General features: G+C 70.9%; 12 protein-coding genes. 9 read left to right on the forward strand and 3 right to left on the reverse strand.

What is annotated here, in order from left to right; genetic code table 11:
- Positions 1 to 97: 97 nt before the first annotated feature.
- Together ABZT18_RS19835 and zwf are read right to left on the reverse strand one after the other, a co-directional pair.
- Positions 98 to 898 carry a GNAT family N-acetyltransferase gene (locus tag ABZT18_RS19835; protein ID WP_354996431.1) on the reverse strand — a complete coding sequence of 267 codons (801 nt, stop codon included), beginning with the start codon at positions 896 to 898 and terminating at the stop codon, positions 98 to 100.
- Positions 895 to 2,274 (reverse strand): glucose-6-phosphate dehydrogenase, encoded by a 1,380-nt coding sequence (zwf, locus tag ABZT18_RS19840; RefSeq protein WP_354996432.1) that lies wholly within the window; start codon positions 2,272 to 2,274, stop codon positions 895 to 897. Before zwf ends, ABZT18_RS19835 begins: the two co-directional genes overlap by 4 nt.
- 210 nt (positions 2,275 to 2,484) lie before the next feature.
- On the opposite strand from zwf, the gene ABZT18_RS19845 reads away from it, so the two are divergent.
- From ABZT18_RS19845 to ABZT18_RS19855, 3 genes are all read left to right on the forward strand, one after another.
- The gene (locus ABZT18_RS19845; RefSeq protein WP_354996433.1) at positions 2,485 to 3,273 is read left to right on the forward strand and encodes a hypothetical protein; all 789 of its coding nucleotides are present in this window, start codon (positions 2,485 to 2,487) and stop codon (positions 3,271 to 3,273) included.
- A gap of 2 nt (positions 3,274 to 3,275) precedes the next feature.
- Positions 3,276 to 4,475 (forward strand): NAD(P)/FAD-dependent oxidoreductase, encoded by a 1,200-nt coding sequence (locus tag ABZT18_RS19850; protein WP_354996434.1) that lies wholly within the window; start codon positions 3,276 to 3,278, stop codon positions 4,473 to 4,475.
- Positions 4,476 to 4,567: 92 nt separating this feature from the next.
- Positions 4,568 to 5,473 (forward strand): IclR family transcriptional regulator, encoded by a 906-nt coding sequence (locus tag ABZT18_RS19855; RefSeq protein WP_354996435.1) that lies wholly within the window; start codon positions 4,568 to 4,570, stop codon positions 5,471 to 5,473.
- Here the strand turns inward: ABZT18_RS19855 and ABZT18_RS19860 are convergent.
- The gene (locus ABZT18_RS19860; protein ID WP_354996436.1) at positions 5,404 to 6,024 is read right to left on the reverse strand and encodes an isochorismatase family cysteine hydrolase; all 621 of its coding nucleotides are present in this window, start codon (positions 6,022 to 6,024) and stop codon (positions 5,404 to 5,406) included. The two genes, ABZT18_RS19855 and ABZT18_RS19860, sit on opposite strands and share 70 nt — an antisense overlap.
- A 174-nt stretch (positions 6,025 to 6,198) precedes the next feature.
- Between ABZT18_RS19860 and ABZT18_RS19865 the strand changes: the two genes are divergently transcribed.
- The 6 genes from ABZT18_RS19865 (at position 6,199) to ABZT18_RS19890 (ending at position 13,513) form a co-directional block, all read left to right on the forward strand.
- Positions 6,199 to 6,993: an ABC transporter ATP-binding protein gene (locus ABZT18_RS19865; RefSeq protein WP_354996437.1), complete on the forward strand. Its 795-nt coding sequence runs from the start codon at positions 6,199 to 6,201 to the stop codon at positions 6,991 to 6,993.
- 21 nt (positions 6,994 to 7,014) lie between these two features.
- The gene (locus tag ABZT18_RS19870) at positions 7,015 to 7,887 is read left to right on the forward strand and encodes an ABC transporter permease (RefSeq protein ID WP_354996438.1); all 873 of its coding nucleotides are present in this window, start codon (positions 7,015 to 7,017) and stop codon (positions 7,885 to 7,887) included.
- Between the two features lie 126 nt (positions 7,888 to 8,013).
- Entirely contained in the window at positions 8,014 to 9,087 is a 1,074-nt protein-coding gene (locus tag ABZT18_RS19875; RefSeq protein ID WP_354996439.1) for an ABC transporter substrate-binding protein, read from the forward strand.
- Positions 9,084 to 10,817 carry a thiamine pyrophosphate-dependent enzyme gene (locus ABZT18_RS19880; protein WP_354996440.1) on the forward strand — a complete coding sequence of 578 codons (1,734 nt, stop codon included), beginning with the start codon at positions 9,084 to 9,086 and terminating at the stop codon, positions 10,815 to 10,817. Before ABZT18_RS19875 ends, ABZT18_RS19880 begins: the two co-directional genes overlap by 4 nt.
- Complete coding sequence (locus ABZT18_RS19885) at positions 10,810 to 12,234, forward strand: aldehyde dehydrogenase family protein (RefSeq protein WP_354996441.1); 1,425 nt, start codon at positions 10,810 to 10,812, stop codon at positions 12,232 to 12,234. Before ABZT18_RS19880 ends, ABZT18_RS19885 begins: the two co-directional genes overlap by 8 nt.
- A complete protein-coding gene (locus ABZT18_RS19890; protein ID WP_354996442.1) occupies positions 12,221 to 13,513 on the forward strand; it encodes an MFS transporter in 1,293 nt (430 codons plus the stop codon). Before ABZT18_RS19885 ends, ABZT18_RS19890 begins: the two co-directional genes overlap by 14 nt.
- The last annotated feature ends 1 nt before the right edge of the window (position 13,514 follow it).

Below are 13,514 nucleotides of genomic sequence, written 5' to 3' on the forward strand. Positions count from 1 at the left end.
CCGAAGCGGACGAGAAACGTCCACCCCAACGTGCCCACATCAGGCGGAAGCGGCAAACCTCACCGTCGCCGGACGGTCGGTCCGATGAGCTGAGCGGTCAGTCAGCACCGACGGGATGGGTGAGGCCCACCCGGAGCATGTTGTTCAGCGACGAGTTGGACGTTCCCGTCTCGGGCCGGCCCGTCTCGGCCGTGACCCACCGGCAGCCAGCCTGCGCCGCTGCCGCCGCCCGCGCCGTCAGCAGCGCCGACTGCGCGCCCCGACCCCGGTGGCTCGGCAGGGTCGCGCCGGTGTTGAGCGCGCCCACCGCACCGTGGATGAACAGGTTGGCGGCGGCGACCATCTCGTCGCCGTCCCAGGCGGCGTACGGGTGGAAGCCCGGATCGCGGACGCTGGCCGCGAGCATCGGCCCAAGGTGCTCCTCGGGCATACCGAAACAGCGCAGCACCACCGACGCCCATTGGTCCACGAGATCGGCCGTGACCGGACCGACCCGAAGGTCGGTGCGGCCGGGTCGGAGCGTCTCGATCTCGGCGGCGAGCTTCATCCAGGTGCTGCCGGCGGTGATGTTCTCCCGCGCGCGGATCTCGTTCCAGTCCGCGGGCAACCGATCAGGGGCGATCTGGATGACAGCGGCGGGGGTCCGCTCCGCGCGGTAGAAGTCGCACACCCGGCCGATCAGATCGCCGCTGACCGGCTCGTCGAAGCCGAACCCGAGTGCTTTGCTCCAGTAGTTGGTGGGGTCGTGCCGCATGGACAGCACCACTCCGCCGCCCATCCGGGTGGCCGCCATGCCGAGCGCATCCTGGACGTCGGTTGGTGCCCCCGACTCGTACCGGAGCATGAACTCGGCCTCCGCCAGCTCAGCGAGTGCGCGCACCGTGTCCTGCGTGGTCACCGCAGGTCCGGGGTGTGCCAGCCGTTGGCGAGCGCGTCAGCGTCCGCCGGGCCCCAGGTGCCCTTGTCGTACGTCTGCACCTCAGCCGGCAGATCCAGGATCGGCCCGACGATGCGCCACTCCTGCTGGATCGTCTCCGCGCGGGCGAACCGCAGATGCTGCCCGTCCATGGCGTCGTCGAGCAGGCGTTCGTACGCCTCCTGGCGACGGCCGAGGGCCGAGCCGAAGTCCACGGACAGGTCCACGGGACGGCTGGCCACCTCGGCGCCCGGGCTCTTCGCCTGGATCGACATGGTGATTCCGTCGCCCCGACCGAGCCGGAACCGCAGCAGGTTCGGCGGCGCCACGGCACCGCCCTCGGCGGGGATGAGTGAGCGCTGCGGCTGCTTGAACTCGACCACGACCTCCGTCGCCGTGCCCGGCAGGGACTTCCCGGTCCGCAGGTGGAACGGCACCCCCGCCCAGCGAGGGGAGTTGACCGTCAAGCGGGTGGCGACGAACGTCTCCGTATTGGAGTCCGGCCGGACGCCCGGCTCGTCCCGGTAGCCGGCGTACTGACCCCGCACCGTGGACTCCGGTGACAGCGGCTCGATCTGCCGCAGCACCGCGACCTCGGCCTCGCGGAACGCGTCGGTGTCGTCGGCGACCGGCGCTTCCATCGCGATCAACGCCACGACCTGCAGGATGTGGTTCTGCAGCACGTCGCGGGTGGCGCCCACCGTGTCGTAGAAGCCCGCGCGGCCCTGGGTGCCGAAGCCCTCGGCGAGCGTGATCTGAATGTTGTCGATGTGCTCGCTGTTCCACAGCGGCTCGAACAGCCGGTTGGCGAACCGGAAGGCGTAGAGGCCCTCGACGGCTTCCTTGCCGAGGTAGTGGTCGATGCGGAAGACGCGCTGCGGGTCGAAGGCCGCGCGCAGCGTGCGGTCCAGCTCGTGGGAGGACTCCAGGTCGCGCCCGAACGGCTTCTCCACGATCACCCGACCACGGTCGGCCAGGCCGACCGCCGCCAGGCCTTCGACGACGGAGCCGAACACCGCCGGGGGGATCGCCAGGTAGAAGATCGGACGTTCGGCGCCCTGCAGGCGTTCGGCCAGGCGCTGGTACGTGGTGGGGTCCGCGTAGTCGCCGGAGATCATCGAGAGGTTGCGCGCCAACGCGTCGAAGGCCTCGTCGTCGACCTCGTCGTTGGTCTCGGCGACCGACTTGCGGGCGGTGGTGACGAGTTGCTGATCATCCCAGGGGGAGCGGGCCACGCCGATCACGGGGACGTCGAGGCGGTTGCGCCTGGTCAACTCGTACAGCGCCGGGAACAGCTTCTTCGAGACGAGGTCTCCCGTGACGCCGAACAGCACTACCGCGTCTGAGCGCACGTGCATGGTTCTTCCATCCGATTGAGTGGACCTGATCTTCCAACCGGAGAACCCCCCGGCCCACCGTCGAATTCCCGCCCGGGGAGCCGCGTGAGGACGGCGACAGCGCGGCGGCCGGACACTGGCGGCGGGTGGGTTGACCGCTCCTACCGCAGCCCCTATCGTTCCAGTACGTTGAACGGCGTACGGCTCAGTCGAACGATTTGGCGGTATCGAATGGTCGAGGCACCTCTGGGCATCATTGTCCCACCGGCCAACCCCACGGTTGAGCCCGAGCTTCGCCGCCTCCTGCCGCCGCGCGTCCGCTATCACGTCGCCCGCCTGCCGGTCGTGGACGGTTCGCTCGCGCAGCGGCTGGATCGCTACGCCGACCTGTTGCCGGGCACCGTCGCCACGCTGCGCGGCCTGGAGCTGCGGGCCAGCTACGTCGCCTGTACCGGCTGCTACTACCGGCCGGGGCAGACCGACGTGAACCGCACCGACGAGGCGGCGACCGAGCGACTCGGCGCGCCGGTGTTCGGCGCCGCGAGCGCGGTACGCCAGGTGCTCGACCGCCTCGGAGTGCGGTCACTGACCCTGGTCTCGCCGTACCCGGACTGGCTCACCGAGCAGGCGGCGGCGTTCTGGCGGGCGACCGGCCGTGGTGTCGGCACGCCGGTGCCGGTGCCCGGCACGGGCGCCATCTACGACCTCGCCTCGACCACCGTGCGGGACACCGTGCACCAGGTGCTGCGGGCGCTGGCCGACGGTTTCCCGCCCGGGCATGCGGTGCTGCTGACCGGAACGGGCGCGCCCAGCCTGGACGTACTCGATGAGGTTGTGCCGGAGGCACCCGTGCCGGTGCTCTCCTCGAACCTGGCGGGCGCCTGGAAGTTGCTGGAGATCGCCGGTATCCAGCACCTGGCGGGCGAGTCACACAGCCCGGCGCTGCGACATCTGGCCGCCACCCTTGCTCAGCCCCCCATGCCCGGAATCGTCGGCGGCCTCGCCGGCGGGAAGGAGTGAACGTGGCGTCTCCCAGTTCCGCCGTGCACGCACCGGTCGTCGTCCTCGGCGGTGGACCGGTCGGCATGGTGACGGCCCTCGCCCTGGCTCGACGCGACATTCCGGTGATCGTTCTCGAACGCGGCCACGACGAGGTGCAGTCGGAATGGCGGGGCTCGACCGTGCACCCGCCGACGACCGAGTTGCTCGACGAGCTCGACCTGGCCGCCCCACTGCTCAAGGACGCGGTCCGGGTGCACCGGCTGGACTACCGCGACCTTGAGCTGACCGAGTCCGCCTGCTTCTCCTACGAGGTCCTGGAGGGCGAGACCCGGTATCCCTTCCGACTGCAGTACGAGCAGTACAAGCTGATCCGGCTGCTGCGCCGCGCGGTCGCGGAGACGCCGAACGTGGACATGCGGTTCGGGCACGACGTGGTCGGCCTGCGCCAGAACGACACCGGCGTCGAGTTGGACGTCGCGGTCGACGGCGCCGGGGCCGTGGTGACCTGTCGTTGGGCGGTGGCCGCCGACGGCGCACACAGCACCGCCCGCAAGCTGCTCGACGTCCCGTTCCCCGGCTTCACCTACCCGTCTCTGAGCCTGGTGGTGGCCACGCCGTTCCGCTTCGAGGACGCGGTGCCCGATCTTGGCGCGGTCGGATACTGGTCCGGCCCGCAGGGCCGCTTCTCGCTGATCAAGACACCGGACATCTGGCGCGCGGCGCTGTCGACGCCGACCGGGGTCGACGACGAACCCCCGGTGGGAACCCACCCGGCCTTCCTGGACGCCGTGAAGCTCCTGCTGGGCGGTCGGCCCGACGCCCGCGAGCTGCCGCTCAGCCAGCACCAGCTGTACCGCAGCCACCAACGGCTCGCGGCCTCCTTCCGGATCGGCCGGGTGCTGCTGGCCGGCGACGCCGCCCACCTGAGCAGCACCACCGGGGGCATGGGTCTGAACTCGGGAATCCACGACGCGATGGCGGTCGCCGCCGCGTTGGCCGAGCGTGACCAGGACGCGGCCACCACCGAATACGCGCAGCGTCGCCGTTCCGTCGCCGAGCGTTTCGTCCAGCCGACCACGACGGAGAATCGCACCTCGGCAGACGGGGTCGAGGTGGCGGGGCGTCGAGAACGGCTGAGCCGCCTGCGAGCACTCGCCGAGAACCCCGAGGATGCCCGAAAGTACCTGCGGCGTGTCAGTATGCTCGGGATCCAGCATTAGGCGCCGGGCATCGACCAAAGCCAGATCGGGCCGTTCGCTGGCGTGCGGGAATCGCACGTACGAGAGGTGATCGAATGGGATCAGCGGTGCCGGTGACTGAGTCAGAGGACGGCCATCGCTACACGACGAGCGGCCTGGGTCGCGCGCTCGCCGTGATCGACCTGCTCGCCGAACGCAGCCCCGAGATGATCGGGGTGTCCACTGTCGCGCGCGAGCTGAACCTGCCCAAGGCGGTGGCCCACCGCATCCTCAAGGAGCTGACGGCCAACCAGTTCGTCACGTTCGACGAGGACACCCGACGGTATCGGCTCGGGCCGGGCGCCCTGGCGGTCGGCCTGGCCGCACTGCGCGCCATCGACGTCCAGGCGATCACGAACCGGCACATGCGGCAGCTGGTGGAGGCCACCGGGGAGACCGCGACGTTGTCGATGCGGCAGGGCTGGGTGCGGGTCTACACCGACCAGGTGCTCTCGCCGCACGAGATCCGGATGTCCGTCACGCTCGGCTCCCGGCACTCGCTGGTCGCCGGCTCGTCGTCCAAGGCGATCCTGTCGGCGCTGCCGGACGCCGAGATCGCCGAATACCTCGCCACCCACGAGCTGGTCTCGGTCACGCCGGCAACCATCACGTCGGTCGAGCAGCTCTGGACCGACCTGCGGGCAATCCGACAGCAGGGCTACGCGGTGAGCCGGGGCGAACGTCAGGCCGGTGCGGCGAGCGTGGCGGCGCCCATCCGGCTCGCCTCCGGCGAGGTCTACGGGTCGCTGTCGCTGTGTGGCCCACAGGACCGCTTCTCATCGCAGCTGCTGGCCGAGTACGGCGACCTGGTGGCCGACGCCGCCCGCCAGGTCAGCGCCGAGCTGGGCTACCAGCCCGCCCCGGCCGAGGCGGACCAGGGGCCCGCGGAGCGGAAGCGGCCGGCCCGGCGTCAGACGACCCGGGTCGCCGCGGCCCAGTCCGCGACCAGTTCGACCGAGGTCCTGGCCTCGCAGAAGTAGAACCCCAGATTGCGGATCGCCGGCTCGGCGAGGTCCGCGCGAGTCCAACCGACCAGGTCGGTCGGCATCGTGGCGGCCAGGTCCGCCATGTACGCGTCACGGATGGTGGAGTCCACGCAGACGTTGGCGGCTGTCCCGACCACCACCACGTGGTCGCGTCCGTGCGCGCGGAGCAGATTGTGCAGGGGCGTGCCGACGAAGGCGCTGTAGCGCGTCTTCTCCAGGTGGCAGTCGCCCGCCTCGGGCCGCAGCCCGTCGGCGAGCTCGGCGCCCCAGGAACCCGCGGGGCAGACGCTGAGCGGGCTACGGCCCATCGCCTCGGCGCGCGCCCGCCTGGCCGGTGACACGAGCTGTTCGTGGGCGGCCTGACGTACCCAGATGACCAGGCAACCGGCGGCCCGTGCCCGGTCGAGGAAGCTCGGCAACCGGCGGGCCAGCTCGGTGTTGACGCGGACGTCGGCGCCGAGCTTCGCCATGGCGCCGGTGGGTGCGCAGAAGTCGTTCTGCATGTCGATGACCAGCACCGCTGTCCGCTGCGGAGGGTGTTCCATGGCAGTTCCTCCGGAGTTGGGGGATTGGTAGGGAACTAGTGGTATCGAGTCGGCCCCTGCGAACCATTGACCTTGCCGCCGAACATAGCTTACGTTCCCTCCAACAGAACGGCGTACTGCACAAGCGAACAATCCCGCGTGAATCGCGGGTCGGTCGGTGACAGGGGTAGCCACATGAGTGCGATCAAAGTGGAGGGCGTCAGCAAGGTCTTCGCCGGCGCCGGCGGGCAGTCGATGCTCGCGCTGAGCGACGTCTCGCTCGACATCGCCGACGGCGAGTTCGTCGTGCTGCTCGGTCCGTCCGGGTGCGGCAAGACGACACTGCTACGGATCATCGGCCAGTTGGAGAGCCCGACCGTGGGGCGGGTCCGACTCGACCACGGCGTGCGGGACGACGACGCGGACCGGCCGTTGGGTTTCGTCTTCCAGGAGGCCACGCTGATGCCCTGGCGGTCGACGGGCGCCAACGTCGCCCTGCCGCTGGAGATGGCCGGCGTCGGCCGGCGGGAGCGCACGGCCAAGGTCCGCGAGATGCTGGCCCTCGTCGGGCTTCCCGAGGCGGAGAACAAGTTCCCGCACCAGCTGTCGGGCGGCATGCGGCAGCGAGTCTCCATCGCCAGGGCGTTGGCGCACGACCCGCAGGTGCTGCTCATGGACGAGCCCTTCGGCGCCCTGGACGCGCAGACCCGCGACATGATGAACGCGGAGTTGCAGCGCATCTGGCTGGAGAACCGCAAGACGGTCGTCTTCGTGACGCACTCCGTCTCCGAGGCCGTGTTCCTGGCCGACCGCATCGTGATGCTGGGGACCAAGCCCGGCCACATCCACTCCATCACCGAGGTGACGCTGCCCCGGCCGCGCACCATCGCCATGACCGAGTCCGCCGAGTTCCGCTCCCTCGCCGCCGAGCTGCGCCGCCAGATCGGCGAGGTGCAGGAAAGCGACGTCCAACCTGCCGTCTCGGCCTGACCAGCACTTGAGGTGTCGCACGTGACCACTACTGAACGGCGCCCCCCGGCGCCGACGTCGTCTTCTGGACAACCGCTGCGTCCCCCGCCGCCGAGCTGGTCGCAGCGACTGCGCAACAACCGCTGGCTGTCCTTCTACACCAGCCCTCTGCTGATCGCGTTGTTCCTCCTGGCCTGGAAGGTCTACGTCGAGGTCACGGACCTGTCCCGGTTCGTGTTGCCGGCGCCGGAGGCGGTGTTCAAGTCCTTCGTCGAGCAGATCACCGACCCGTTCGTGTGGCAGACCCACATCTGGACGACCTTCTACGAGGTCATGATGGGCCTGGCGCTGGCGATCGTTCTGGGCGTGGGGCTCGGCCTGATGATCGGCAAGTCGCCGCTGTTCGACCGGATCGCCCGACCGTTCATCGTCGCCACCCAGGTGGTGCCGAAGGTCGCGCTGGTGCCGCTGTTCATCCTCTGGCTCGGCTTCGGACCGTCGTCGAAGGTGGTCATGGCGGCGTTGCTGGCCTTCTTCCCCCTGCTGGTCAACACCTCGTTCGGCATCCGTTCGGTGCCAAGCTCCATGCACGACCTGATGACGACGCTGAAGGCATCGCGCTGGGAGCGTTTCTGGAGGGCCGACCTGCCGTACACGGCGCCGTTCATCCTGGCCGGCATGGAGCTGGCGGTCGTCCAGGCGACCATCGGCGCGATCGTCGGCGAGTACCTCGGCGGCGACAAGGGCCTCGGCCGGTACGCGGTCAACCTGCAGAACGGCCTCCAGGTCGACAAACTGTTCGGCGCGATCCTGATCATGGCGCTGTTCGGCTTCACCCTCTACAGCGTCGTGACCGGCGCCCGCCGGCTCCTGATCCCCTGGCACGAGTCCGTGCAGCCACGACGCACGCCCTGACGGGCCACGCCCTCACATCCCCACCCCCGAACCATGGTCGGCGCCGCGACGCGGCGCGGGCAGGCATCTCCTTGCCTCGATCCGTCGTACATCCCCCAATCACTTCCTCGGCATCGGGAGATTTTCATGAAATATGACCGTTCCACCGGCGCGCCGGTCTCGCGGCGCTCGTTCCTCCGGGCCGGCACCACCGCAGGGCTCCTGCTGCCCAGCGCCGGCGGCATGACCCTGCTGCTCGCCGGCTGCGGCGGCGACGACAACAAGGTCAACGCCGACGGCAGCATCTCCGGCTCGTACATGACCGCATCCGGCATGACGCTGAGCTTCGTGGAGACGATGGTCGCCAAGGAGCGCGGATTCTTCGCCGAGTACGGCCTGAACCTGGACATCAAGGGTGGACAGGGCACCGCCACTGCCATCCAGGCGGTGCTCGGTGGTTCGGCCGACCTGACCCGGGCCAACGGCATCAACGCGATCATCGCGGTTGCCAACGAGCAGGCGCCGTTCATCAGCATCGCCAGCGTGCGGCAGAAGTCGCAGTTCGAGGTGGTGTCCCTGCCGAACAGCCCGATCCGCAATCCGGCGGAGCTGGCGGGACGCACCTGCGGCATCGTGTCCACCGGTGGCGCCACCGAGAACCTGCTCGACGTGATGCTGATCAATGCGGGTGTCAACCCCAAGTCGGTGAAGCGTCCGGTCACCGGTGTCGGCACCGCCGCCTACGAGCTGGCCCGCAAGGGTGATGTCAATGCCTGGGTCTGCGTCAACACCGACCGGGCCACCATCCAGAAGGAGGTCGGTGAGGTGGTCTTCTTCAACACCGACGACTTCGCACCGATGCCGTCGGACTCGTACAACACCAGTTCGAAGATGGTGGAGTCGGGCAGCGACATGCCGGTGAAGTTCCTCGCCGGTGTGCTCAAGGCCATCGACTACGCCAGCAAGGAGGAGAACTGGGACCAGGTCATCAACGACCTGCGCAAGTACAACCCGGAGGCCGACCCGGCCCAGGCGCGCACCGAGTTGCCGCTGCTGGTGGAGAGCTGGCTGGCGGCCGGTCCGGACAAGGCCCTGCAGATGAACGACCAGACCTGGCTCAATGGTCAGGAGAGTCTCATCAAGGCGAAGCTGGTCAAGTCCGCGGCACCGATCGAGAAACTGATCAACCCGGACTACCTAGAGCGCGCGAGGAACCTGTGACGGCCGGGCCGGCCGCCGACAGCGCCGCCTCCGCGGTGCTGGCGGCGGCCGCCGCCAGCGGCGTGCAGCGGCTGTGGTTCAACAGCGGCTCCGAGCTGACCTCGTTCCAGGAGGCCAGCGCGCAGGCCCGACACCGGGGCGAGCCGACCCCCGAGGTCATCACCTGCCCGCACGAGCACGTGGCGCTCACCGCGGCGATGGGCGAGACCATGGTCTCCGGTCGGCCCGCCATGACAGCGGCCCACGCCGACCTCGGCCTGTTGCACCACGGCGGCGCCATCCACAACGCCATGTGGGGCGACCACCCCATCATGATCATGTCGGGCTACCCGCCCACCCGGGCGGAGTCGCGCACCTCGCCGGTCTTCTGGAAGCAGCAGCGCTGGGACCAGGGCTCGATCGTCCGGCAGTACGTCAAGTGGGACTACAAGCTGTCCGCCCTGGACGACGCCGGCCTGGTCGTGGCGCGTGGCCTGCAGGTCGCGCTCGCTCCCCGGCGAGGCCCCGTCTACCTGGCGATGCCCGAGGAGGTGGGCCGGCACCCGGTCGCGACCAGCGGCCCGGTCCCCAGCGCCCAGATGCTCGGCATTCCGGTCCTCGGCCCCGGCGACCCCGGCGTGGTCAGCGAGGTGGCCCGCCGCCTGACGACCGCCCGGCGGCCGGTCATCGTCACCGACCGGATCGGCGTGAACCCGCGGGCCGTGACGTTGCTGGCCGAGTTGGCCGACACCCTCGGCGTGGAGGTGCGCGCCTCCCGCTACCGGATGAACCTGCCCGACGACAACCCCTGGCACACGACGGCGCCGCTGGACCAGTTCGATGTCGTCGTCGTGCTGGACCACCCCGTGCCCTGGATGCCCGCGTTGGAACGGCCACGCGACGACGCGTGGATCGGCTGGGCGGGACCCGACCCGATCGAGAGTCGCGTTCCGCTGTACGAGCTGCGCGCCGACGCCCGTACCACCGCCGACCCGGCGGCGTTCCTCGCGGCCGTACTCGCCGAGGTCGGCGCGGCCGGGCCGGGCGACGCGGACACCGTCCGTCGACGCCGGCAACGGCCGGCCTCCGCTGCGGCGAGGGCCGGCTCCGGCGGTACGCCGGTCTCCGGCGTACCCACCCCCGCACTCATCGCCGCGGCGCTGGACGGGCACCTGCGTCCCGACGACCTGCTGACGTGGGAGGTGTTCGACACCTCGACGGTCAGCCGCACGAAGCCGGGCACCCTCTTCGAGAAGGGCGGCTCCAGCCTCGGCTGGTCGGTGGCGGCGGCGACCGGCGCCAGCATGGCCGCCGGCGGCGCACACGCGGTCGCGGTGACCGGGGACGGTTCGTACCTGTTCGGCTCGCCGGACTCGTGCCTGTGGTTGCAGCAGCAGCACGACGCCCCGGTGGTCACCGTGGTGGTCAACAACGGCGGCTACCGCACCGGCACGACCACGCTGGCCGCGCACTACCCGGACGGCCTGGCCGTCACCGAACCCACGGTGATCGGCGGCCACCTCACCCCGTCGCCGGACTTCGCCGGGCACGCCCGCTCGCAGGGCTGCTACGGGGAGCGGGTGGTCCGGGCGGCGGACCTGGCCGGGGCCCTGGACCGGGCCCGGACCGCGGTCGCGCGTGACCGTGTGCCGGCCGTGCTGGACGTGTGGGTGCCCGAACACCTCACCGGGTCGATGGATCCGGATCGCCGGGCGCGCCCGGTTCACGACGAAGGGAACACCGATGGCTGATGTCGTCTCGCCTATCGACGCCCGGGTCCTGACCCGCGTCGCACCCGCCTCGCCGGCCGAGGTGGACGCCGCCGTCCGGGCGGCACGCGCCGCCCAACCGGCGTGGGCCCGGCGCACCGGCAGCGACCGTGGCCGGATCCTGCACGCGGTCGCCGACCTCATCGAGGCCAGGGTCGAGGAGCTGGCCGAGACCGAGACCCGCAACACCGGCAAGATCCTCAGTGACACGCGGCGCGAGGTACGCCGAGCGGCGGGCAGCTTCCGCTACTACGCGGGCTGGGCGGACCAGGTACGCGGCGAGACCATCCCGGTCGGACCGGAGTACCACACCTACACGGTGCCCGAGCCGCACGGCGTCGTCGCCGGCGTCATCCCGTGGAACGTGCCGTTCTTCTTCGCCGCCAAGAAGATCGCGCCGGCGCTCGCCTTCGGCAACGCCTGCGTGCTCAAACCGGCCGAGGAGACGCCGTTGACCGCCCTGCGCCTGGGCGAGCTGCTGGCCGAGGCGGGCGTGCCGGACGGCCTGGTGCGGGTGCTGCCGGGCGGCCGGGAGACGGGCGCCGCCCTGGTGTCACACCCGGACGTCGACCTGATCGTGTTCACCGGGCACCACGACACCGGAAAGGCGATCGCCCGTTCGGCGGCGGCCAACCTCACCCCGGTGGCGCTGGAGTTGGGCGGCAAGTCGCCGCAGGTCCTCTTCCCCGACGCCGACCTGGATCGGGCGGTCGACGCCGTGGTGCTGGGCGTCTTCGCCTCCTGCGGCCAGATGTGCATCGCCGGTTCACGGCTGGTCCTGCACGAGTCCATCTACGACGAGGTTCTCGACCGGGTGGCCGAGCGGGTGCGGTCGCTGCGGGTGGGCGACCCGTTCGACGAGCAGACGGATCTGGGTCCGCAGATCACCGCTGCCCAGCGGGACAAGACGGTGGAGTTCATCGCCGAGTCCACCGCGGCCGGCCGACTGGTCGCGCAGGCCGCGCTGCCCGACGACGAGCGGCTGCGTAACGGCTTCTACGTACCGCCGACGGTGTTCGACCGACTCGACGACGACGCCCGCCTGCTGCGCGAGGAGGTCTTCGGGCCGGTGCTGGCGGTGTCGTCGTTCCGCGACGACGCCGAGGCCCTGCGGCTGGCCAACGACACCGAGTTCGGCCTCGCGGCGGGCGTCTGGACCGCCGACATCGCCCGGGCCCACCGGTTCGCCGGGCAGGTACGGGCGGGCACGGTGTGGATCAACACCTACCGGGTGCTGTCCGACCTGGTGCCGTTCGGCGGCGTCGGCCTGTCCGGCTACGGCCGGGAGAACGGCACCGAGGCGGCCCGGCTCTACCTGCGCCCGAGGTCGGTGTGGACCTCGCTGACCAGCGGCACCCCGCAGGGGTACGGAATGGGAGGCGCGGGTGCGGCAGGCTGACAGCCCGCCCGGTGCACCGGTCGACGCGCCCGCCGCCGAGATGGGACGCGGCGGTCTCGCGTTGCTGCGGGACCGCCGCTTCGGCCCGTACTTCTTCGGGTCGCTGGCGTCCAACACCGGCACGTGGTTCCAGAACGTCGCGGCGATCCTGACCATCTACGCGCTGACCCGCTCGGCGTTCATGGTGGGTCTGGTCACCGCCCTGCAGTTCGCCATGCAGTTGGTCCTCGCCCCGGTGATCGGGGCGCTGGCCGACCGCGCCGACCGGCGGCTGCTCATCATCGTGGGGCAGACGCTGGGCGGCGCCGCCGCGGCTGTTCTGGCGGTGCTGGCGTTCCTGGACGCGTTGAACCCCGGGCTCCTGCTCACCTTCATCGGACTGTCCGGGGTCGGCCAGGCGATCACCGGCCCGGCCGCGCAGGCGCTGGTGCCCAACATCGTCGGACGGGCCGACGTCCCCCAGGCGATCGCCCTGCACTCGCTCACCTTCAACCTGTCCCGCGCCATCGGCCCGATCGCCGGGGCGGCCACCTACGCGGTGGCCGGCGCCGGCACGGCGTTCGCCGTCAACGCCGCCAGTTTTCTGGTGTTCGCCCTGGCGCTGACCGGTGTACGGCTGCCCCGGTCGGGCGACGGGACCCCAGCGCGCGGCCGGCTGGGCGTGTTCGGCGGCGTCGCCTACGTGCGTCACCGCCCCGAACTGGTGCGCTGCCTGGTCGCCGTGGCCCTGATCGGGCTGGCGATGGAGCCGATCAACACGCTGTCCCCACTGTTCGCCGAGGGCTTCGGCGGCGGCGACCTGATGGTGGGCGTCTTCATCACGTTCTTCGGGGTCGGCTCGGCGTTGATCGCCGGCTGGGTCGGCAAGCTGCGGCGGACGGTGGGCAGCGGCCGGACGGGGGCTCTGGGTGTGGCCGCGCTGGGTGCCGGGATGGTGGTGCTGGCGGTGAGTCCCGGGCCGGTGGTGGCCACCGTCGGCATCGCCGTCGGTGGAGCCGGCTACCTGCTCGCCGTGAGCGACGTCAACGCCACCATGCAGCAGGGACTGGCCGACGCGGTGCGCGGCCGGGTGATGGCGCTGTGGTCGATGTGCTTCCTCGGTATCCGGCCGGGTGCCGCGATGCTGCACGGCTGGCTGGGTGACACGTTCTCCGCGCGTACCGGCGCGTTCGTCGCGGCGGCGGCGGCGCTGGCCGCCGCCGTGGTGCTGCGCGGCGGGCTGACCCGGCCCCGGTCGGCGACCGGGCGTGCGCGGCGGGGATCGCCGGCATCCCGTTGAC

The sequence above is a fragment of the Micromonospora sp. NPDC005291 genome (genome assembly GCF_040607415.1).
Classification (GTDB): domain Bacteria; phylum Actinomycetota; class Actinomycetes; order Mycobacteriales; family Micromonosporaceae; genus Micromonospora.

Coding starts and splice junctions, on each gene's coding strand:
- ABZT18_RS19875 (WP_354996439.1), top strand. CDS start 8,014: ATGAAATATGACCGTTCCACCGGCGCGCCGGTCTCGCGGCGCTCGTTC.
- zwf (WP_354996432.1), bottom strand. CDS start 2,274: ATGCACGTGCGCTCAGACGCGGTAGTGCTGTTCGGCGTCACGGGAGAC.
- ABZT18_RS19885 (WP_354996441.1), top strand. CDS start 10,810: ATGGCTGATGTCGTCTCGCCTATCGACGCCCGGGTCCTGACCCGCGTC.
- ABZT18_RS19845 (WP_354996433.1), top strand. CDS start 2,485: ATGGTCGAGGCACCTCTGGGCATCATTGTCCCACCGGCCAACCCCACG.
- ABZT18_RS19860 (WP_354996436.1), bottom strand. CDS start 6,024: ATGGAACACCCTCCGCAGCGGACAGCGGTGCTGGTCATCGACATGCAG.
- ABZT18_RS19865 (WP_354996437.1), top strand. CDS start 6,199: ATGAGTGCGATCAAAGTGGAGGGCGTCAGCAAGGTCTTCGCCGGCGCC.